The sequence below is a fragment of the Streptomyces sp. H39-S7 genome, assembly GCF_027158205.1.
GTDB lineage: Bacteria > Actinomycetota > Actinomycetes > Streptomycetales > Streptomycetaceae > Actinacidiphila.
In genome coordinates this window covers 119,016-139,737 of record NZ_JAPVLU010000022.1, presented here as the reverse complement: position 1 = coordinate 139,737, position 20,722 = coordinate 119,016, and the positions used below count along the sequence as shown (strand labels likewise).

The window sequence follows — 20,722 nt, the reverse complement described above, 5'->3', positions numbered from 1 at the left end:
GCATATCTACGCGCGTAGCGACCTGTCACCACCACCCCCCTGATTCGTTCGCCACACGGGTCGGCGTGCGCGGGCGGGGCCGGAGGCCGCACAAGGCATGCGCCGCAAGGGCGAGGAGGGCCGGCCAGGCCGTTCGGAGCAGGGGCGTCGCCGCCTCCGATGCCGTACCGCAACCTGGGGGCGACCGGTCGCGCGGTGCCCGTCAGGCAGAATCGGGCCTTATGACGAGTTCCGACGACCCCACGCCGACCCCGCAGCCCGACCCGCCGAAGTACGACGACCGCTCCTACCGGTCGATGGCCGGCATCGTCACCGGCGTGCTGCTGATCGCGCTCTCCCTGTGGCTCGGCGGCGACGCGGTGCTCCGCGGCTCGGGCCGCACCCCGTGGCTGACGCTCGCCGGACTCCTGGCGGCACTGCCCCTGCTGGCGGCCTTCACCATCCGGCCCGCCGTCTACGCGGGCGAGGAACGACTCCGCATCCGCAACCCGTTCCGGACGATCACCGTGCCGTGGGCGGCGGTGGAACACCTCCGCGCCGGCTACTCGACCGAGGTCCACGCGGGCGGCCGGCGCTTCCAGCTCTGGGCGATCCCGGTCTCCCTGCGCGCCCGCAAGCGCGTCGCCCGCCAGACCGCCCGCGCGGCCACCGCGACCGTCCGCCAGTCCACCGCCCTCACCGCCGCGGACCTCCCGGCCCGCGCCTGGTCCGACCAGGCCGTCGACGAACTCCGCAACCTGGCGGAGACCAACGCCGCCAAGCCCGGCGCCCAGGGCGAGGTCACCGTCCGCTGGGCCTACGAGATCATCGCCCCGATCGCCGCCGGCGCCATCGTCCTGGCCGTCCTCCTCGCCATCGGCTGACGTCCTGGCTTGGCCGCCGGTCGGCGTCAGAGCACGGGCAGGCGGTATTCGAGTTCGTAGAGGTGGGCCGCCTTCACCATCACGGAGACCTCGATGGGGCGGTCCCCGTCGGAGTGGACGACCCGGAAGGTCCGCAGAACGCACACCTCTGCGGGCAGTTCCAGCGCGGTGAGTTCGTCGGAGGTCGGGGGACGTGCGGAAATCCGGTCGACGAACTCCCTGGGCGGATGGCCCAGCTCGGCGAGGAGCGTCGGTGAGCCACCGCGGATGCGCCGTCGGTCGGCGAGCGGGGTGCCGCGGGCGAGTTCGACCGGGTAGTAGGAGTGCACGAGTTCTGCCGGCTCGTCGTCGAGCAGCATGAGCCGGGACCGGAGTACGGCGGTGCCACCGTCCGTCAGCCCGAGCGCCTCCGCGACATCGCGCGGGGCCACGGCCTCGGCGACGTCGAGGATCCGGGTGGCTCCGGTCCTGGACCGCGCTGTCGCCTGGTCCACCCAGCTGTACGGCGCCCCGCCCTTCGAGGGCGGGATGTACGAGGCCGGGACGATCGTGTGGTTCGGCTGCTCGCGGACGAAGACGCCTTTCCCGGGGTGCCCGACGGCGAAGCCTTCGGCCTTCAGGACCTGGAGCGCCTTCTGGATGGTGGTGCCGGCCACGCCGAACTCGTTCATGAGCTGCTGCGTCGAGGGGAACTTGCCGCCCGGCTCCAGACGGCGCGCCATGATCAGGTCGCGCAGATGCGCGGCGATCTGCTGATGGGCGGGCCGAGGGTCGTTCCAGTGGGGCATGTGTCAGCCGAGCCGGAGCCGGTAGCGCAGCGCGCGATCGCTTGCGGTCATGGTCATCACGCAGGCCTCCATCGGTTGATCGTCACCGGAGAGGATAAGCCGCGACAGGAGGATCACCGGTTGCTGTTCACCGAGTTGCAGGGCTTCCCGTTCTGCGTCGGTGGGCATGCGCGCGGTGACCGTCTCCTCGACATGAGCTGCCACGTGACCGAGCCGCGCGAGAAGCGTAACCGCGCCTCCCGGCACCTTCTTCGGCTCGGCGAGCCCGGTGCCGGCCGCGATCCGGGCCGGGTAGTACGAATCCGCGAGTTCCACGGGCAGGGCGTCGAGCAGGATCAGGCGCCGGCGTACGACCACCTGCTCGCTCTCGGGAAGGCGTAGCGCGCGGGCGACCTCAGGCGGCGGCACGACCATCCCGGCAGTGAGGAGTCGTTGTCCGCCACGGCGGTTGTTCTCCGCGGCCTCCTCCGTCCACGCGTCCGCCCGCCCCTGCCCGCGGGGTGTCAGGTAGCGCGTGGACTCGCTCTCCCATTCCTTGCTCGTCACGTGACATCCCTTCAGGAGGAGACCTCCAACGTATCGCCAGGGGCTCGGAGGACGACGTGCCGAACAGCTTGCCACCTTAAGTCGAATCGCCTTAAGATTTGCGATGTGAGCTTCGCAACATCGCGGCGAGGCCGTGCCCCAGGGGATCAGTGGACCCAATGACGACGACGCCCGTCCCGTCGCAGGACGCGCAACGGTTCTTTCCAGCGGTGCCCGCGTCGATCGCCATAGTCCGTGACTTCGCCGGCGAGACCCTGGCGGCTTGGGATGTGGCAGGGCGGGCCGACGACGTTCGGCTCTGCGTCTCGGAGCTCGCCTCCAACGCACTCACCCACGGCACCCTCCCGGGCCGGGGATTCCTCGTGAGGATGGCGGCCGCCGACGGCTGGCTCCGGGTGGAGGTGCACGACAGCAGCGAGCGCGAGCCACGCCTTCGGCATCCGGGCCGTACGGACGCCTCCGGCCGGGGACTGCTCATCGTGGACGCACTGTCCGACGGATGGGGTGTCGAGGACCGCGAGCCGCTCGGCAAGGTCGTCTGGTCGCGGTTCAGGGCCGAGCCCGCGGTGTGAGCCGACCGGTGACGGCTGTGCCCGGCGCCCCGGAGCGGGGAGCGGAGAGCGCTTGCTGGGGTGGGGTGAACGAGGGGCAACTTCGGGGTGAAGGCATGCTGTGGCGCTGCTGTGAGTACGCCCTTTGTCTGCGCCGTCTCATTACATTGCGTGTGCTGCATGTCTGCCGCATATGCAGCCTTCCTTGAGACGGCCAGCAGGGGTGGGGGATGGCAGCAGGGGACACGGGGGGCGCGGCCGGGATCGGTGCGCGCTGTCGGATAGACATCGATGACGAGGGGTTTCACTCCTGGCGGCTCACCGCCCAGAACGGGCGGACGGTCGCCGTCGGCGCAACCGCTTACCCGGATTACGGGGAGTGCCTGCGGGCGTTCGAGCGGTTGTGTGCCGGGTCGGTGGGGTTGCCCGGGGGAGTGCAGCACGCTGCCGACAGCAACGGGTGGGTGTGGCGGCTGCGCGGGATGGACGGGCGCCGTCACGTCGCGGCCCCACCAGCGGCACTCGACGTGCCCGACCGCCTACGACCGCTTCCGCGCGCTGCTCACCGAGATCGGCTCCGACAGCGTCGATGTGCCGTTAAGTCCGCCCGGGTGAACGGAAGTTGCCTCTACGGGGCCCCTCGTTCACATCCGCTTGCGCACGCGGCCACCGCACCCGGTGAGCGTCAGCCAGGTGACAACGGAAGCGCATGACCGACCACCCGCGGCAGCCGCCGTCGAGGACGTACCGAGGCGGCTGTACGCGGATCCCGGGCTGCCGGACCGTGTCTTCCGCGGGGTGGCCCGCGGCGGGGGCGGGTTCGTTCTGGCGGTGATGCTGCTGGTCGGCGGGTTCCTGCTGTACCGGGCGTGGCAGGCGCTGTCGAGGGCCGGGTTCTCGTTCCTCACCACGCAGGCGTGGGAGCCCGACGCCGGGAACTTCGGCATCGCGGCCGTCCTCACCGGCACCGTGCTCATCGCGCTCGTCGCGATCTGCTTCGCCGTACCGCTCGCCATCGGCACGGCGCTCTACATCTGCGAGTACTCGCCGCCCCGGCTGCGGCAGACGCTGATCAGCCTGGTCGACCTGATGGCCGCCGTGCCGTCGGTGGTCTACGGGCTGTGGGGGCTGTTCTTCCTCCAGGGCCACGTCCTGGGCACGGCGCGCTGGATCGCCCGGTACTTCGGCTGGTTCCCGCTGTTCAAGGTCGACGGCGCCGATCCGTCGGACCCGCTCGCGACCGCCACCGTCTACACGTCCTCCACCTTCGTCGCGGGCATCGTCGTCGCGCTGATGGTGGCGCCGATCGCCTGCTCGGTGATGCGCGAGGTCTTCTCACAGGCGCCGGTCGGCGAGCGGGAGGGCGCCTACGCGCTGGGGGCGACGCGCTGGGGCATGATCCGCAGCGTCGTGCTGCCGTTCGGCAAGGGCGGCATGATCGGCGGCACGATGCTGGGCCTGGGCCGCGCGCTCGGCGAGACCATCGGTGTGTACCTGATCATCTCGCCGGTCTTCGCCGTGCAGCCGCACATCCTGCAGAACGGCTCCAGTTCCGTCTCCTCGCTGATCGCCCTGCGGTACGGCGAGGCCAGCGAGTTCGGCATGTCCGCGCTGATGGCCGCGGGCCTCGCGCTCTTCCTGATGACCCTCGTCGTCAACTTCGCCGCATCGTCGATCGTCGCCCGCAGCCGCTCCGGCGCGGCCAGCGACTCCTGAGGAAGTGCCCGATGACCCTCGTCGCCCCACCGCGCGGAGAGAGCCCACCGCTCGCCCCGCGCACCACCCTTCCCACCGCCGGCACCGCCACCACGACGGCTGAGCCCCAGCGCGAGCCCCGCCGGCGGCTCGCGCTGCTGCGGGCCACCGACGTGTACGCGCTGCTGGGCGCCGCGGCGGCGTCGCTGAGCATCACCGCGCTGCTCTTCACCCGGCTGCTGCCGTTCAGCGGCGGGCTCGGCTTCGCGCTCGTCGCGTACGGGCTCTTCCTCGGCCTGTACGCGCTGCTGGTCTCGTTCGACGAGGACGGCCCCGCCGTCCGCGACCGGGTGGCGGCCGTCATCACCCAGAGCCTGGGCCTGCTGATGCTCGCCGCGCTCGCCTTCGTCGTCGTCTACACCCTGTGGGAGGGCCGCAAGGCGCTGCCGCACCTGAACTTCTACACGCAGGACATGGCGTCGGCCGGGCCTCTCGACCCGCTGTCGGCGGGCGGCATCCTGCACGCGATCACCGGGACGCTGGAGCAGATCGGGATCGCCCTCGCGGTCACCGTCCCGACCGGGCTGCTGTGCGCGGTCTTCCTCAACGAGGTGCCGGGCCGGTTCGCACGGTTCGTGCGGACCGTCGTGGAGGCGATGACGGCCCTGCCGTCGATCGTGGCGGGCCTGTTCGTCTACGCGACCGCGATCCTCACCCTCGGGCTCGACCGTTCGGGGCTGGCCGCCGCCCTCGCGCTCGCCGTGATGATGCTGCCGATCATCATCCGGGCCGCCGACGTCGTCATCCGGCTGGTGCCGGGACCGCTGCGCGAGGCCGCGTACGCGCTCGGCACCTCGCGCTGGCGCACGGTGTGGCACGTGGTGCTGCCCACCGCCAGGTCCGGGCTCACCACCTCCGTGATCCTCGGCACCGCGCGCGGCATCGGGGAGACCTCACCGGTGCTGCTCACCGCGGGCTTCACCGCCGTCACCAACACCGATCCGCTGTCGGGGCCGCAGGTCTCGCTGCCGCTGGCCACGTTCGAGTTCATCAAGTCCCCCGAGCCGACGATGATCGCGCGCGGGTTCGGCACGGCCGCGGTGCTGATGGCACTGGTCCTGCTGCTGTTCATCGCCGCCCGTGTGATCGGCGGGCGCGGCCCCGGCCGGCTGACCCGCCGCCAGGAGCACCGGCGCGTGCTGGCCTCGCGCCGCGACGCGGCCCGGTTCCGGGCACGGACCGCCGCACGGGCCGCAGAGTCGACCGGCTCACCTGCATCCGCCTCGACCAGGAGTGCTCTGTGACACCCGCACCCGCAACCATGAACCGCGCCCGACTCGTCGCCGCGCTCCTCGCGCTGCTCTGCGTGCTCCTCGCCGCGAACCTGCCCGCCGCGCACGCCGACTCGTACACCAAGATCAGCGGCGCGGGCTCCACCTGGAGCTCCAACGCGCTGGACCAGTGGCGGCGCAACGTCACCCAGTACGGCATGACGGTGAACTACGCGGCGGTCGGCTCGTCCGTCGGGCGCGAGCAGTTCAAGAACGGGGTCTCGGACTTCGGCGTCTCGGAAATCCCGTACGGGCTCACCGAGTTCGGCGTGAAGGACGCACCGCCGAAGCGCGGCTACGCCTATATGCCGATCGTCGCGGGCGGCACCTCGTTCATGTACAACCTCAAGATCGGCGGCAAGCGGGTCACCAACCTGCGGCTGTCCGGCGCGGTACTCACCAAGATCTTCACCGGGAAGATCACCATGTGGAACGCGCCCGAGGTCGCCGCCGACAACCCCGGCCTGACGCTCCCGGCCCGCCGGGTCATCCCCGTCGTCCGCTCCGACGGCTCCGGCACCACCGCGCAGTTCAGCACCTGGATGGCCAAGGAGCAGAGCGGCCTGTGGAACGACTACTGCCGGCGCGCGGGCAAGCCGACGCCCTGCGGCCTCACGTCGTACTACCCGGTCGTCCCCGGCTCCGGGTTCACCGCGCAGTCCGGCTCGCTGGGCGTCTCCGGCTACGTCCGGCAGCCCCAGGCGGAGGGCGCGATCACGTACGTCGAGTACTCGTACGCGATCAAGACCGGCTTCCCGGTCGCCAAACTGCTCAACAGCAGCGGCTACTACGTCGAGCCGACGGCCTCCAGCGTCGCCGTGGGCCTGATGTCCGCCCGGATCAACGACGACAAGAACTCCACGGACTACCTGACGCAGATCCTCGACAACGTCTACCGCTCCGGTGACCGCAGGGCGTACCCGCTGTCCAGCTACAGCTACATGATCGTCCCGACCTCGAACGAGGCGCCCTTCACCGAGGACAAGGGCAGGACGCTCGGCGCGTTCGCCTACTACTTCCTCTGCGAGGGGCAGCAGCAGGCCGACCAGCTCGGCTACTCGCCGCTGCCGATCAACCTGGTGCAGGCCGGGCTGTCACAGGTCCGCCGGATCCCCGGCGTGGAGGCCAAGAACGTCGACATCAAGGGCTGCCGCAACCCCACCTTCTCCGCCGACGGCTCCAACACCCTCGCCAAGAAGGCCCCGTACCCGCAGCCCTGCGACCAGCGGGGCAGCACACAGTGCTCGACGGGCACGGCCGGCGCCAAGGACCAGCGGACGCCGGTGAAGGCCGGCGCGAACGGAGGAAGCTCCGGTGGTGCGTCCGGAACGTCCTCCGGCGGGACGGCGGCCGGCACGTCCGCCGGGACGACCGGCGGCACCGCGGCGGGCGGGACCACCGGCGCCACGACGGCGGGCGCGACGACCGGCACGACCGGCGCCACCGCCATCGACCCGGACACCGGGGAGCAGGTGCCGGCCGACAGCGGCGGCGGAGGCGGCGACCCGTCCGTGGCGGGCAACCCCGTCTCGCTCGCCGCCGACGGGCAGGGCGCGCTGCGCACCACGCTGATGGCGCTGTCCGCGATCCTGCTGCTCGGTGTGGTCGTCGGCCCGCCGATCGCCGCCCGGGTGCTGGGCGACCGGGCCGACCGCAAGAGGAAAAGCGCATGAACAAGCGCATGAACGAGCGCACGAGCACGCGGATGAACACGCGCATGAGCACGCGCACGAACCAGCGGGTACTCGGTTTCGCCGCCCTCCTCGCCGCCTTCGCGATCGCCCTGCTGCCGCTGCCTGCCACCACCTCCCAGGCGAGCGCCGCCGACGGCGAGGAGTCCGCCGTCACGCTCTCCGGGCCCAAGGGCCGCTACGACGACTTCTCCGCCCTGAAGGTCACCGTCCACCAGACGAGGAAGCTGCGGGCCCAGGGCGTCCGGGTCACCTGGACCGGCGGGGCACCGACCACCGACACCGAGTTCACCTCCAACTACCTGCAGCTCATGCAGTGCTGGGGAGACGGACCCGACGGTCCCGACCGGGAGAACTGCGAGTTCGGCGCCTCGGGCATCGGGGGCACCGGCGGCCGGTGGGCCGGCCAGCGTGCGCTGCCCGACCAGGTCGACCCGGGCGAGAAGACCTACGTCCTGGACCCGGCGCACCCCTTCGACAACCCGTTCGTGCCGTTCCGCCCGGTCAAGGGGAAGCCGACCAAGTCCTCCACCGACTTCACCTACTTCGGCCCGATCGACACCAACGAGCAGCCGTTCGTACGCGTCGGAGCCGACGGCACGGGGGAGTCGGTCTTCGAGGCGCAGACCGTCGTCCAGGCACCCCACCTGGGCTGCGGCGACGCCACGGCCGGTGGGCCGCGGCACTGCTGGCTGGTCGTCGTGCCACGGGGAGCGCACGACGCGGACGGCACGACGGGGACCGCCGGGGACAAGGTGGACGCGTCCGGGCTCTCCGCCACCAGCTGGGAGCAGCGGCTCGTCTTCCGGCTGGACTTCCTGGCCACCGGCTCCTACTGCCCGATCGGCCAGCCCGAGTCCCGCACCATCGGCTCGGAGATGGTGACGGACGCGCTGACGTCGTGGCAGCCGGTGCTCTGCCAGAGCACCGGCACGACGTTCGGCTTCAGCCAGAGCGGTGAGCCGTACGCCCGCCGCCAGGTCACGGCGACCGCGGCCGACGCTCCCGGGCTGGCCTTCACCCTCGACCCGGTGGAGGCGGCCGAGGGCGGTCCGCCGGTGGTGCACGCGCCGGTCGCGGTCTCCGGCCTCACCCTTGGGTTCCATATCGAGACGCCGGGCTCCGGCGAGCTGCAGGAAATGCGGCTGACGCCGCGACTCGTAGCGAAAATGCTCACCCATTCCTATATTCGTGACGTGCCGGGCTGGCAATTGGCGCAACCGCCGGCACATGTGGCGAAGAATCCCGCGTCCCTGCGCAACGACCCGGAATTCATCGCCCTCAATCCGCAGTACAAGAACTGGGCGGTCGACGCGGCCCGGCCGCTTTCGCTGCTGGTGCCGCTGGACGAGACCGACACCGCCCGGCTGGTCTGGCAGTGGCTGCGGTCGGACCCGGAGGCCAGGGACTTCCTCGCCGGGAAGCCGGACCCCTGGGGCGCGAGGATCAACCCGTACTTCGGCAGCCTGACCCTGGACAAGGACACCGGTCTGACCGACTTCCCGAAGTCCGACCCGACGCTGTCGCCCGCGCTCTCGGTGCCCGCGAACGACCCGCTCACGTACGGCATCACCGACCTGGACCCGTACACCCAGGACATGCACGACAGCGCCCAGCGCACCCGGCGCGGCAACACCGGGCGGACGATCGTCGCCGAACTCGACAGCAACGCGCACAAGGCGAAGCTGGTCAGCCAGGCCTCCAAGCCCGGCGACCGGGCCGTCATCGCCCTCGTCGACTCCGCCTCCGCGGCCCGGTACGGACTGCGGACCGCCGCGCTGCGCACCGCCGACGGCACGTTCGTGAAGCCGACGAACGAGTCCCTCGCCCAGGGCGTCGGGACGATGCGGCCCTCCGCCGTCCCCGGAGTGCTCACCCCCGACCCGGCGGGCGCCAGGGGCGGGGCATACCCGCTGACCACCGTCACCTACGCCGCCGCCTCGACGGGCAGGTCCGCCACCGACCGTACGGCGTACAGCCGCCTCATCCGCTATGCGGCCGGGTCCGGTCAGACGCCCGGGGTGTCGGCGGGCCAGCTGCCGCCCGGTTACGCGCCCATGCCGCAGGCGCTGCGCGCCCAGGCGCTCGCCGCCGCCGTCTCGCTGGAGAAGGCGACGGGCCCGGCGGGCGCGGACGGCGGCGGCACGGCCGGCGCGGGAAGCGCGGGCGGGACCTCGTCCGGTACCGGCGGTGGGGCGGCGTCCGGCGGTCCCGGCGGCGGCACGACAGGCGCCGGCGGCGCTTCGGGCGGGCCCCCGGCGTCCGCCACCCCGCCCGTGAACCCGGCGAAGCACATCGATCCGCAGAAGCAGAACGTCGTGCGCGCCACCGGCTCCACGCCGGGCGCGGTGCTCGGCGCCGTCCGCTGGGTACTGCTGGCGGTCCTCGTCACGGGCGGCGCCGCGGCGCTGGCGGGCCCGGCGATGCTCAGGTGGGGGGCGTGGCGGCGGCGGTCCTGAGTCTTGTGGTGCGAGTGGTGCGGCGAACTCCCTAAGGGGCGCCTTGGAAACCCTCCCGTAACCTTTTCATCCGCCTCAATTGGTGGCCCCCGCAACGGATTTGGGGAATTGTTTGCCGTGGCCGATCGACGGGTCGGCAGCACGAAAGTCCGGATTTTGCTTGAGCGTCCATTCGGTATTCCGTTTATTCGGAGGAGAACAGAAGTGAACGTCAAGTCCCGCGCTCGTATCGGCTTCATCACCGCCACTGCCGCCCTCAGCCTCGCCGCCTTGGCCGTCCCCGCCTCGGCCAACCCGCCGGCCGGCGAGTACCGGCAGCTCGCCGGGGTCGGTTCCGACACCACCCAGGACGTGGTGAACGGTCTCGGCGACGTCGTCACGAACGCGAGCGGCAAGATCATCGCCTCTTACGACGCGACCGGAACGTCCCCCATCAAGACGCGTGCGGTGGGCTGTGACACCCTCGCCCGCCCCGACGGTTCCGGGGCCGGCATCGCCGCCCTGAACAACGCCGTGGACAACGCCACCGGCTGCCTCGACTTCGCGCGCTCGTCGAGCGGCCCGTCGGACACCAGCACCACGGACCTGACCTTCATCCCCTTCGCGAAGGACGGCGTCACCTACGCCACGCGCTCCTTCAGCGCACTGCCGACGAACCTCACCAAGACCCAGCTGACCGACATCTACAAGTGCACGCTGACGTCGCTGAACGGTGTGACGATCCAGCCCCTGCTGCCGCAGACCGGTTCCGGCACGCGGAAGTTCTGGCTGAACACCCTCGGCCTGACCGACGCCACGATCGGCTCGTGCGTCAACGGCACGATCCAGGAGAACAACGGCCTGGCGCTCACCAACAACAGCCAGATCATGCCGTACTCGATCGCCCAGTACATCGCGCAGGGCAAGAGCCTGCCGAACGTGCCGAACCGGCGGGGTTCGGCCGTGCTGCGCAACGTCAACGGCGTCGCGCCGACCACTTCCGGCGTCCTGAACACCGCGTTCCCGATCGTGCGTGACGTCTACAACGTCGTCCCGACCGCGAAGCTGACGAACGCGCTCATCTCCACCACCTTCGTCGGCACGACGTCGAAGGTCTGCGCCCAGACCACCGTCATCCAGAACTACGGCTTCGGCTCGCTCGGCACCGCTTGCGGCGCCACCACCGTCAAGGGCGAGAAGTAACGGTTCCGCTGCCCTGTTGCTGACCTGACACCCCACCCCGCGTGACGGCCGGGCGCCCTCCAGGCGCCCGGCCCTCCGTCCTGAACCGCCGTACATCCCTTGGGGGGATCGCCACCATGATCGTCATCGCACCACGAAGAGTCCCGGCCGCCCTGTTCGCCCTGGCGGCGCTCCTCCTCGCCGCCGCGGCGGCCCTGTTCGGCGCGGCTCCGGCCGCGCACGCCGGGAGTGACGCCGGCGCCGGCACGTTCGCGCCCACCCCGGCCAACGGCGACCTCACCGCCGATCCGTTCCTCGCCTCACTGCGGACCTCCGCCGCCTGCCCGGCGGGCTTCGGCGCGTCGGCGGCGCTGCAGTTCGTCCTGCCGGACGGCACCGCTGTCACCATCCCCGGCGCCCGCGAGTCCGGCGGATTCGACACCGGGCCGTTCACCCTCACCTACGACGCGATCGGCGGAACGCTGGCCGACGTCATCGGCGCGCCGGTCGGCGACGGTGACCACGAACTGCGCGTCACGTGCTGGAACGGCACCGGGGACGCGGCGCCGGCCGCCTTCTCCACGACCATCACCAGCACCGGGGACACCTGGACGGTGAAGTCCCAGGCCGTTCCCACCGCCACCACCCTGACCGCGAGCCCTGCGGGCACGGCCGCCGCGGGCGCCGAAGTCTCCCTCACGGCGACCGTCGACCCGGCCGCCGCCGTCGGCAAGCTCGCGTTCTTCGACGGCGCGACCGCGCTGGGGGAGGCCGACGTGGTCTCCGGGCAGGCCGTGGTGAAGACCTCCGCGCTGGTCGCGGGCGCGCATGATCTGACGGCGCGGTTCACGCCCACCGATCCGGCGGCGTTCGTTGCGTCGTCGTCGGCGGTGGTGGCGTACGCGATCACGGGGGCTACGGGGTCGCCGTCGCCTTCCGCCACGGATACGGGGACGGGGTCTCCGACCCCTTCCGACACCGGGATTCCGTCGCCCACCGACACGGGGTCGACTACGACGACTTCGACGGAGACCACGAGCGATGCGACGTCGGGCGGGACTTCTGGTGACGGGGGTTCCGGTGGGTCCGGTGGGTCCGGGTCTTCCGGCGGCAGCACCGGTGGGAACGGCAGCCTGGCCCACACCGGTGCCGGGGCGGCGCTGCCGCTGGGGTTTGCGGCTGCTGCGCTGGCTGTGGCGGGTGCGTTGTTCGTGCGGCACGCGCGGCGCAGTGGGCTGCTGACATTCGGTGCTCCGCGGCACCGCTGACCGGCCGGCGGCCGTGACTTTCCCGTTCGGCGTCCTGCTCGTGTCCCGAGCGGACCAACTACCAGGAGCGCATTGCCGTGACCGTGCTTGCCCCACCCCCGCTCGCGACCCCGGAGCCCGTCGCCGATCCTCCGGCCGCCCCGGGGATCGCGCTGGCGGGCGCCGCCCTGTGCGTGCTCGCGGCGCTGCTGCTCGGCTTTGCCGCCAACCTGACGGTGGTGGGGCACCTGCAGCACGCGCGTGATCAGCGCACCGCGTATGACGATCTGCGGGCGCAGCTCGCCATGGGGACCGCGCCGGTCGGGCAGGCCACGTTCGACGGCGAGCCGTTGGAAGTGGGCGCGCCCATGGCGTTGTTGCGGATTCCGGCGCTCGGGGTGAAGCAGGTCGTCTTCGAGGGGACCGGGTCGGGTGTGCTGCGCTCCGGGCCCGGGCACCGGCGGGACACCCCGTTTCCCGGGCAGGCGGGCACCAGCCAGATCCTCGGGCGGGCGTGGGGGTACGGGGGGCCGTTCAACGACATCGCCCGGCTGCCGGTGGGTGCCGAGATCAGGGTGACGACCGGGCAGTCCACCGCCGAGTACCGCGTCACGGGGACGCGGCGGGACGGCGATCCGCTGCCGGCGGTTCCCGGGGCCGGTAAGGGGCGGCTCACGCTCGTCACCGCGACCGGCGGGGCCTATACGCCGTCCGGGGTGGTGCGGGTCGATGCCGATCTGGTGTCGGAGACGCAGCCGAGTCCGCCCCGGCCGCGCCGGGCCGGGTGGATCGAGGACTCCGAGAAGCCGCTCGGGAGCGAGGACGGGGCCTGGTTGTCGGTCTATCTGTGGTCGCAGGCGCTGCTGGCGGCCGCGCTGCTCACCGTGTGGCTGCACCGTCGGTGGGGTCGGTGGCAGACCTGGATCACCGCTGTGCCGGTGCTCGCCGCGCTCGGGGTCGCCGCGTCGGGTGCGGCGACCTGTCTGCTTCCCAATCTGCTCTGAGAACGGAGTTCCGCACCATGACCGACATCGATACCCAGGTACTGCCGGTGCACCGCGGGAACGGCGCCGCCGGGTTGCGGGCCGAGGCGGTCTCCGCGTGGTTCGGGGACCACAAGGTTCTGGACCGGGTCTCGCTGACCATGCCCGCACGCCAGGTCACGGCCCTCATCGGCCCGTCCGGCTGCGGCAAGTCGACCTTTCTGCGCGTGCTGAACCGGATGCACGAGCTGATCGGCTCGGCGTCGCTGGCCGGGCAGGTGTTCCTGGACGGCGAGGACATCTACGAGCGGGGACGCCGTATCACCAGCGCTCGCCGGCAGATCGGGATGGTGTTCCAGAAGCCGAACCCGTTCCCCGCGATGTCGCTCTACGACAACGTGGTCGCCGGGCTGAAGCTGGGCGGGATCAGGTCCACCCGTGGGGGGCGCGACGCCCTGGTCGAGGAGTGTCTGACGCGGGCCGGGCTCTGGAACGAGGTCAAGGACCGGCTGCGGCAGCCCGGGGGCGCGCTCTCCGGGGGGCAGCAGCAGCGGTTGTGCATCGCGCGGTCGCTCGCCGTGCGGCCGCGGGTGCTGTTGATGGACGAGCCGTGCTCGGCGCTCGACCCCACGTCGACCCGCCGCATCGAGGAGACGATCGCGGACCTCTCGTCGGAGGTCACCATCGTGATCGTCACCCACAACATGCAGCAGGCCGCGCGGGTGTCCGACACCTGCGCGTTCTTCCTCGCCGAGCAGGGCACGCCCGGCGTCATCGTCGAGCACGGGCCGACGGACGCCATGTTCGGCGACCCTCAGGACCCGCGCACCACCGACTACGTCAACGGGCGGTTCGGCTGAGCCTCCCTCAGATGCCGGCCGCCGCTGCCAGGTCCTTCTTGAGGGCGGTCAGGGCCGTGTTCGCGGTGGTGCGGGCCTCGGGCAGGGTGGTGACCGGGACGACGACCTCCAGGTAGCACTTGATCTTGGGCTCGGTGCCGCTCGGGCGGACGATGACGCGGGCCGACGCGACGCCGGAGGCCGGGTCGCCGGCCAGGGTGTAGCGCAGGCCGTCGGTGGGCGGGAGCGCCTCGGTGCCCTCGGCGAGGTCCTCGGCGGAGGTGACGGTGAGGCCCGCGAGGACGGTCGGGGGCTTCGCGCGCAGGCGCGCCATGGCGTCAGCGATGAGGGAGAGGTCGGCGACGCGGGCGGAGAGCTGGTCGGTGGCGTGCAGGCCGTGCTCCAGGGCCAGGTCGTCCAGGAGGTCGTCGAGGGTGCGGCCGTGCTCCTTGAGGCTCGCGGCCAGTTCGGCGATGAGCAGGGCGGCGGTGATGCCGTCCTTGTCGCGGACCCCGGCGGGGTCGACGCAGTAGCCCAGCGCCTCCTCGTAGCCGTAGCGCAGGCCGTCGACGCGGGCGATCCACTTGAAGCCGGTGAGGGTGTCCTCGTAGGGCAGGCCGGCCGCGGCGGCGATCCTGGAGAGCAGCGAGGACGACACGATGGAGGCGGCGAAGGTGCCCGTCATCCCCTTGCGCACCAGGTGGACGGCGAGCAGCGCGCCGACCTCGTCGCCGCGCAGCATCCGCCAGCCGGACGCCGAGGAGCGGTCGGCGACGGCGACGGCGCAGCGGTCGGCGTCCGGGTCGTTGGCGATGACGACGTCCGGGCCGAGGGACTGCGCGGCCTTGAAGGACAGGTCCATCGCCCCCGGCTCCTCCGGGTTGGGGAAGGCCACCGTCGGGAAGTCCGGGTCGGGCTCCGCCTGTTCGGCGACGGGTGTCGGAGCGGGGAAGCCGGCGCGCGCGAACGCGGCCGTCAGGACCTCGAGGCCCACCCCGTGCAGCGGCGTGTAGACGACGGACACGTCGCGGGGGCCGCCCGGCGTCAGGACGCCGGCCGCACGGGACAGGTAGGCGTCGATGACGTCCTCGCCGAGGACCTCCCAGCCGTCCTCGGCCAGGGGGACGCCGGTGAGCGATCCGATCGCCGTGATCTGGTCGGCGATCTCCGCGTCGGCGGGCGGCACGATCTGGGAACCGTCGCCGAGGTAGACCTTGTAGCCGTTGTCCTGCGGCGGATTGTGGCTCGCGGTCACCATGACGCCGGCCACCGAACCGAGATGCCGTATGGCGAAGGCGAGGACGGGCGTCGGCAGCGGGCGGGGCAGCAGTGCCGCCCGCAGGCCCGCGCCGGTCATCACGGCCGCCGTGTCGCGGGCGAACTCGTACGACTTGTGGCGCGCGTCGTAGCCGATCACGACGAGGCCGCCGGTCTGCCCCTGCGCCGTGAGGTAGCCCGCGAGGCCCGCGGCCGCGCGGATGACGACGGAGCGGTTCATGCGCATCGGGCCGGCCCCGACCTCCCCGCGCAGCCCGGCGGTGCCGAACTGGAGCGTCCCGGCGAACCGCTCCTCCAGTCCGGCCGCGGCCACCTCGTCACCGGCCTCCACCGCCGCCAGGAGGGCCTCCAGCTCCGCCCGGGTGTCCGGGTCCGGGTCCTCGCCGAGCCAGGTGCGCGCGGCGTGCGTGAGCTGAGTCCTGTCGGTTCCCATAAGAGGCTCCTGATCGGGGGGAGGGAGGTGTGGTGCGGATACTGCCGCGGCGCGGGCACCGGGGAGCGCAGCCGGGCAGGCCTGTGCAGCAAGCCTGCCCGGCGGGCGGGGCGTTCGACCCGTTCGGACCGGACGACACGAAGACGACGCCACGGGCCGGACGTCGGCGGCCGGGCGTCGGGGCCGGGACGGCTCGAGCCTGACGTCCCGGCCCCGACGGAACGGCCCTCAGAGGCGGCTGATGACCTGGCCCAGCAGGTTGCCCATCCGGGTGGCGGACTCGCGGCCGGCTTCGAGGACCTCCGCGTGGTTGAGCGGCTCGCCGGTCATGCCCGCCGCCAGGTTGGTGACGAGGGAGATGCCGAGCACCTCGGCGCCGGCCTCGCGGGCGGCGATGGCCTCCAGCGTGGTGGACATGCCGACGAGGTCGCCGCCGATGGCGCGGACCATGCCGATCTCCGCCGGGGTCTCGTAGTGCGGGCCGGGCAGCTGGACGTAGACGCCCTCCTCCAGGGTGGCGTCCACCTCCTTGCACAGCGCGCGCAGCCGCGGGGAGTAGAGGTCGGTGAGGTCCACGAAGTTGGCGCCCACGATCGGGGAGGTCGCCGTCATGTTGATGTGGTCGCTGATCAGGACCGGCTGGCCGGGGCGGAAGTGCGGGCGCAGCCCGCCGCAGCCGTTGGTGAGGACGACGGTCTTGCAGCCCGCGGCGACGGCGGTGCGGACGCCGTGCACGACGGTGGCGACACCGCGGCCTTCGTACAGGTGGTTGCGGCCGAGGAAGACCAGGGCGCGGACGCCGTTGATCGTGACCGAGCGCACCATGCCGGAGTGGCCGGCGACGGCGGGCGGCGGGAAGCCGGGGAGCTCGGTGATCGGGAATTCGGCGTCGGCGGTGCCGAGCTGGTCGGCGGCGGGCACCCAGCCCGAGCCCATGACGAGGGCGACGTCATGGGTCTCGGCGCCGGTGAGCTCGCGCAGGCGGGCGGCGGCGGCATCGGCGGCGCCGTACGGGTCGGGGATAACAGAAGCGTTCACGCGCACGAGGGTATCCGGTTCCGGCCTACGCGCGTAGACGTCCTAGTGGAGCGTCTCCCGAATTTCGGATGATCCACCGATTGACGCCCGGGTCCGAGGGCGGTCGGGACGCCGTTCCGGCGCGGGGCGGACGGGTCAGCAGGGGCGCTTGCGCAGCTCCATCACGTAGTCGTGGGGGGCGCCGCACGACTCCGCCGCGTCGGCGATCTCACCGAGGTAGCGGGCGTTGGGCAGGCCGCCCTCGTAATCGTTCAGCACATAGGTCCAGGCGGCGACCTCGCCGTCCAGCGTGTGCACCCGGACGGTCGTCCGCCGGTAGATGCTCAGCGGTACGCCCTCCCAGCGGTCCATCGACTCCTCGTCGATCGGCGCGATGTCGTACAGCCCCACGAAGACCTGCCGCAGCGGGTCCTCGACCAGGGTCGCCAGAGCGCCCTCCCAGCCCATCTGCTCACCGCCGAAGGTGAGCCGCCAGCCGTCCAGCCAGCCGGTGCCGCGCAATGGGGAGTGGGGGGCGCGGCGGGTCATGAGCCGCGCGTCGAGGTTGCCTGCGTAGGCGGCGTAGAGCGACATGAGGACGAGAGTACGGGAGGGAGGTGAGCCCCCTGTAAGTGAACGCTTGGCGCGTGCGGGACAATGGGGTACGTGACTCGGATCGTGATCATTGGCGGCGGACCCGGCGGATATGAGGCAGCGCTCGTTGCCTCGCAGCTCGGCGCGGAGGTGACCGTCGTCGACTGCGACGGTCTGGGCGGGGCGTCGGTCCTCACCGACTGCGTCCCTTCGAAGACTTTGATTGCCACCGCCGAGGTGATGACCACCTTCGATTCCTCGTACGAAGAGCTGGGCATCATCGTCGCGGACGACACCCCGCCGATGGAGCAGGCGGCGCGTGTGGTGGGCGTGGACCTGGGCAAGGTGAACCGGCGGGTGAAGCGACTGGCACTCGCCCAGTCGCACGACATCACCGCTTCCGTCACCCGTGCGGGCGCACGCGTCATGCGCGGCCGCGGCCGGCTGGAGGGCTGCCAGACCGCGGGCGGCACCCGCTGCGTCGTCGTCGAGGCGGCGGACGGCACGTCGGAGACGCTGACGGCCGACGCGGTGCTCATCGCGACCGGCGCCCGCCCGCGCGAGCTGCCGGACGCGCTGCCGGACGGCGAGCGGATCCTGAACTGGACGCAGGTCTACGACCTGGACGAGCTCCCCGAGGAGCTCATCGTGGTGGGCTCCGGCGTGACCGGCGCGGAGTTCGCCGGCGCCTACCAGGCGCTCGGCTCGAAGGTGACGCTCGTCTCCTCGCGCGACCGCGTGCTGCCGGGCGAGGACCCGGACGCCGCCGCCGTGCTGGAGGACGTCTTCCGGCGCCGCGGCATGAACGTGATGGCGCGCTCGCGCGCCGAGTCCGCCAAGCGGGTCGGTGACCGGGTCGAGGTGACCCTCGCGGACGGCCGGGTCATCACCGGCTCGCACTGCCTGATGGCGGTGGGCGCCATCCCGAACACCACCGGGATGGGCCTGGAGGAGGCGGGCGTCAAGCTCAAGGACTCCGGCCACATCTGGACCGACAAGGTCTCCCGCACCTCCGCGCCCGGCGTGTACGCGGCAGGCGACGTCACCGGCGTGTTCGCCCTCGCCTCGGTCGCCGCCATGCAGGGCCGGATCGCGGTCTACCACTTCCTGGGCGACGCGGTCGCGCCGCTCAACCTCAAGACGGTCTCCTCCAACGTCTTCACCGACCCGGAGATCGCCACCGTCGGTTACACCCAGGCCGACGTCGACAGCGGCCGGATCGACGCCCGCTGCGTCAAGCTGCCGCTGCTGCGGAACCCGCGCGCCAAGATGCAGGGCATCCGGGACGGCTTCGTGAAGCTGTTCTGCCGGCCGGGCACCGGGATCGTCGTCGGCGGTGTCGTCGTGTCGCCGCGGGCCAGCGAGCTGATCCACCCGATCTCGATCGCGGTCGACAACAACCTGACCGTCGAGCAGATCGCGAACGCGTTCACCGTGTACCCGTCCCTGTCGGGCTCGATCGCCGAAGTGGCCCGCCAGCTGCACACCAGGAAGACCGCGAGCGAGCTGTAGCCCGCCGGGGTTTCCCGGAGATGACCGGACGGTAGCCGGGTGGTGGAGCCGTAAAGGCTCTACCACCCGATGGTCTCTTTTGTGCACGACTTCGGTTAAGTGGCGCAAAGTGCTGAAAGCAGACGGTCGTTGGCGTTACTGTCAGTTCCGTGTTCGCTGCAGAACGTCGCCAACTGATCCTCGAAATGGTGCGGGCCAACGGAGCGGTTTCGCTCCGGGAACTCGCCCGTGTCGTCCAGACCTCCGAAGTGACCGTACGGCGGGACGTGCGCGCCCTGGAGGCCGAAGGACTGCTCGACCGCCGGCACGGCGGTGCGGTGTTGCCGGGTGGTTTCACCAGGGAGTCCGGCTTCCCGCAGAAATCCCATCTAGCGACCGCGGAGAAGACGGCCATCGCCGACCTCGCGGCCGGTCTCGTCGAAGAAGGCGAGGCCATCGTGGTCGGCGCCGGGACCACCACGCAGGAGCTGGCCCGCCGGCTCGCGCGGATCCCGGGGCTGACCGTCGTCACCAACTCCCTGCTGGTGGCGCAGGCGCTGGCCCACGCGAACCGGGTCGAGGTCGTCATGACCGGCGGCACTCTGCGTGGCTCCAACTACGGTCTGGTCGGCAGCGGAGCGGAGCAGTCCCTCCAGGGGCTGCGCGTGTCGCGGGCCTTCCTGTCCGGTGCGGGACTGACCGCGGAACGCGGCCTGTCGACGTCCAACATGCTCTCCGCGAGCGTGGACCGGGCGCTGGTGCAGGCGGCGGCCGAGGTCGTCGTCCTGGCCGACCACACGAAACTGGGCTCGGACACCATGTTCCAGACCGTGCCCACGGATCTGATCACGCATCTGGTGACGGACGAACCGCCGCCCGGTGACGATCGCAGCGCGACCGAGCTCCAGGCCCTCGCGGACCGCGGAGTCCAGGTCGCGGTCGCGTCCCTCGTCGGGGCGGACGCCCTGGCGGCCGGCCGGCCGCGCCGCGAGATGCCGATGCCGGCGCCCCGGAGGCACCCGCACGCGGGACAGCCGCCGCTGCGCAGCGCGGCGCCGCTCGCGGCCGATCAGCAGGCAGCCAGGATCGCCGACCTGCGACGCCGTTAGGTCACGGCCTGGGTTCACGGCGACGAGACCCGGGCCCGGGGCGCTTCCGACGCCCCTGAGCCCGGGTCACCTCCGCGCGGCGGCTTCCGCGACCCCCGCGGGGGTGCGCAGGCCGTTCAGGGCCAGGGTCATCAGGCGGTCGAAGATCGCCTGGCGCTCCGGGTCCTTCTCCGCGACCAGCACGATGGCGTTCGTCAGCTTGAGCAGGTCGGCGATGGTCGCGTCCGCACGCACCTCGCCGGCCCGCTGGGCGCGCTCCAGCAGCGCCCCGCCCGCCGCGCGCAGCGGTACCTTGCACGCGACCATCTTCGCGTCGCCCGCGGCCATGATGGCCGCCGCCAGCCCGCGGTACATGGTCGAGTGGACGGCGACCATCCGGAGCCACCGCACGAGCGCGTCGGTCGGTGAGTCGGCCGTCAGCAGTTCCTGGGCGCCCACGGTCAGCAGGTCGACCTCCTGCTCGAAGACCGCGTTCATCAGCGCGTAGCGGTCGGGGAAGTGCCGGTAGAGGGTGCCGATGCCGACGCCCGCGTGGCGCGCGATGTCCTCCAGCGACGCGTCGGTGCCGTGCACGATGAAGGCCTGTCGGGCCTCGGCCAGCAACCGGTCGTAGTTGCGCTGCGCGTCTGCCCGCATCGCCACCTGC

At 71.9% G+C, this 20,722-nt stretch carries 18 protein-coding genes; 12 read left to right on the top strand and 6 right to left on the bottom strand.

The genetic code is table 11. From position 1 onward, the window contains the following. Positions 1-221 precede the first annotated feature (221 nt). On the top strand, positions 222-863 hold the full coding sequence (locus tag O3X23_RS22450; protein WP_269273274.1) for a PH domain-containing protein: 642 nt from the start codon (positions 222-224) through the stop codon (positions 861-863). Positions 864-889: 26 nt separating this feature from the next. On the opposite strand, the gene O3X23_RS22445 is transcribed toward O3X23_RS22450, so the two are convergent. Continuing rightward, entirely contained in the window at positions 890-1,651 is a 762-nt protein-coding gene (locus tag O3X23_RS22445; protein ID WP_269273273.1) for a GntR family transcriptional regulator, read from the bottom strand. Positions 1,652-1,654: 3 nt separating this feature from the next. After that, a complete protein-coding gene (locus O3X23_RS22440) occupies positions 1,655-2,197 on the bottom strand; it encodes a GntR family transcriptional regulator (protein WP_269273272.1) in 543 nt (180 codons plus the stop codon). Between the two features lie 158 nt (positions 2,198-2,355). Between O3X23_RS22440 and O3X23_RS22435 the strand changes: the two genes are divergently transcribed. From O3X23_RS22435 to O3X23_RS22395, 9 genes are all read left to right on the top strand, one after another. Next, positions 2,356-2,769 (top strand): ATP-binding protein, encoded by a 414-nt coding sequence (locus tag O3X23_RS22435; protein WP_269273271.1) that lies wholly within the window; start codon positions 2,356-2,358, stop codon positions 2,767-2,769. Positions 2,770-3,441: 672 nt separating this feature from the next. After that, positions 3,442-4,464 (top strand): phosphate ABC transporter permease subunit PstC, encoded by a 1,023-nt coding sequence (pstC, locus tag O3X23_RS22430; RefSeq protein ID WP_269273270.1) that lies wholly within the window; start codon positions 3,442-3,444, stop codon positions 4,462-4,464. Positions 4,465-4,475: 11 nt separating this feature from the next. After that, positions 4,476-5,747, top strand: coding sequence for a phosphate ABC transporter permease PstA (pstA, locus tag O3X23_RS22425; RefSeq protein ID WP_269273269.1), 1,272 nt, complete (start codon positions 4,476-4,478; stop codon positions 5,745-5,747). Beyond that, positions 5,744-7,447 carry a phosphate ABC transporter substrate-binding protein PstS gene (gene pstS / locus O3X23_RS22420; protein WP_269273268.1) on the top strand — a complete coding sequence of 568 codons (1,704 nt, stop codon included), beginning with the start codon at positions 5,744-5,746 and terminating at the stop codon, positions 7,445-7,447. Before pstA ends, pstS begins: the two co-directional genes overlap by 4 nt. A 44-nt stretch (positions 7,448-7,491) precedes the next feature. Beyond that, on the top strand, positions 7,492-9,924 hold the full coding sequence (locus O3X23_RS22415) for a hypothetical protein (protein WP_269273267.1): 2,433 nt from the start codon (positions 7,492-7,494) through the stop codon (positions 9,922-9,924). Between the two features lie 204 nt (positions 9,925-10,128). Further along, positions 10,129-11,106, top strand: a complete 978-nt coding sequence (locus tag O3X23_RS22410; RefSeq protein WP_269273266.1) for a substrate-binding domain-containing protein — start codon at positions 10,129-10,131, stop codon at positions 11,104-11,106. Between the two features lie 116 nt (positions 11,107-11,222). Beyond that, positions 11,223-12,353, top strand: a complete 1,131-nt coding sequence (locus O3X23_RS22405; RefSeq protein ID WP_269273265.1) for an Ig-like domain-containing protein — start codon at positions 11,223-11,225, stop codon at positions 12,351-12,353. Between the two features lie 77 nt (positions 12,354-12,430). Then, positions 12,431-13,336, top strand: a complete 906-nt coding sequence (locus O3X23_RS22400; protein ID WP_269273264.1) for a sortase — start codon at positions 12,431-12,433, stop codon at positions 13,334-13,336. A 17-nt stretch (positions 13,337-13,353) separates the two neighbouring features. Beyond that, on the top strand, positions 13,354-14,175 hold the full coding sequence (locus tag O3X23_RS22395) for a phosphate ABC transporter ATP-binding protein (protein WP_269273263.1): 822 nt from the start codon (positions 13,354-13,356) through the stop codon (positions 14,173-14,175). Between the two features lie 7 nt (positions 14,176-14,182). On the opposite strand, the gene O3X23_RS22390 is transcribed toward O3X23_RS22395, so the two are convergent. From O3X23_RS22390 to O3X23_RS22380, 3 genes are all read right to left on the bottom strand, one after another. Continuing rightward, the gene (locus O3X23_RS22390) at positions 14,183-15,865 is read right to left on the bottom strand and encodes a phospho-sugar mutase (protein ID WP_269273262.1); all 1,683 of its coding nucleotides are present in this window, start codon (positions 15,863-15,865) and stop codon (positions 14,183-14,185) included. Between the two features lie 228 nt (positions 15,866-16,093). Then, positions 16,094-16,903, bottom strand: a complete 810-nt coding sequence (locus tag O3X23_RS22385) for a purine-nucleoside phosphorylase (RefSeq protein WP_269273261.1) — start codon at positions 16,901-16,903, stop codon at positions 16,094-16,096. Positions 16,904-17,038: 135 nt separating this feature from the next. Next, positions 17,039-17,476, bottom strand: a complete 438-nt coding sequence (locus O3X23_RS22380; protein ID WP_138352192.1) for a gamma-glutamylcyclotransferase — start codon at positions 17,474-17,476, stop codon at positions 17,039-17,041. A 63-nt stretch (positions 17,477-17,539) separates the two neighbouring features. Between O3X23_RS22380 and O3X23_RS22375 the strand changes: the two genes are divergently transcribed. Beyond that, positions 17,540-18,988, top strand: a complete 1,449-nt coding sequence (locus O3X23_RS22375) for an NAD(P)H-quinone dehydrogenase (RefSeq protein WP_269273260.1) — start codon at positions 17,540-17,542, stop codon at positions 18,986-18,988. 149 nt (positions 18,989-19,137) lie between these two features. Further along, on the top strand, positions 19,138-20,076 hold the full coding sequence (locus O3X23_RS22370) for a DeoR/GlpR family DNA-binding transcription regulator (RefSeq protein WP_269273259.1): 939 nt from the start codon (positions 19,138-19,140) through the stop codon (positions 20,074-20,076). Positions 20,077-20,142: 66 nt separating this feature from the next. Here O3X23_RS22370 and O3X23_RS22365 read toward each other — a convergent pair whose 3' ends face one another. Next, positions 20,143-20,712, bottom strand: coding sequence for a TetR/AcrR family transcriptional regulator (locus O3X23_RS22365; protein ID WP_269273258.1), 570 nt, complete (start codon positions 20,710-20,712; stop codon positions 20,143-20,145). Positions 20,713-20,722 lie beyond the last annotated feature (10 nt).

Excerpts from the sequence above, each read along its gene's own strand:
- O3X23_RS22450 (WP_269273274.1), top strand. The coding sequence starts at position 222 with ATGACGAGTTCCGACGACCCCACGCCGACCCCGCAGCCCGACCCGCCG.
- O3X23_RS22445 (WP_269273273.1), bottom strand. The coding sequence starts at position 1,651 with ATGCCCCACTGGAACGACCCTCGGCCCGCCCATCAGCAGATCGCCGCG.
- O3X23_RS22435 (WP_269273271.1), top strand. The coding sequence starts at position 2,356 with ATGACGACGACGCCCGTCCCGTCGCAGGACGCGCAACGGTTCTTTCCA.
- pstA (WP_269273269.1), top strand. The coding sequence starts at position 4,476 with ATGACCCTCGTCGCCCCACCGCGCGGAGAGAGCCCACCGCTCGCCCCG.
- O3X23_RS22415 (WP_269273267.1), top strand. The coding sequence starts at position 7,492 with ATGAGCACGCGCACGAACCAGCGGGTACTCGGTTTCGCCGCCCTCCTC.
- O3X23_RS22405 (WP_269273265.1), top strand. The coding sequence starts at position 11,223 with ATGATCGTCATCGCACCACGAAGAGTCCCGGCCGCCCTGTTCGCCCTG.
- O3X23_RS22395 (WP_269273263.1), top strand. The coding sequence starts at position 13,354 with ATGACCGACATCGATACCCAGGTACTGCCGGTGCACCGCGGGAACGGC.
- O3X23_RS22390 (WP_269273262.1), bottom strand. The coding sequence starts at position 15,865 with ATGGGAACCGACAGGACTCAGCTCACGCACGCCGCGCGCACCTGGCTC.
- O3X23_RS22380 (WP_138352192.1), bottom strand. The coding sequence starts at position 17,476 with ATGTCGCTCTACGCCGCCTACGCAGGCAACCTCGACGCGCGGCTCATG.
- O3X23_RS22375 (WP_269273260.1), top strand. The coding sequence starts at position 17,540 with ATGGGGTACGTGACTCGGATCGTGATCATTGGCGGCGGACCCGGCGGA.
- O3X23_RS22365 (WP_269273258.1), bottom strand. The coding sequence starts at position 20,712 with ATGCGGGCAGACGCGCAGCGCAACTACGACCGGTTGCTGGCCGAGGCC.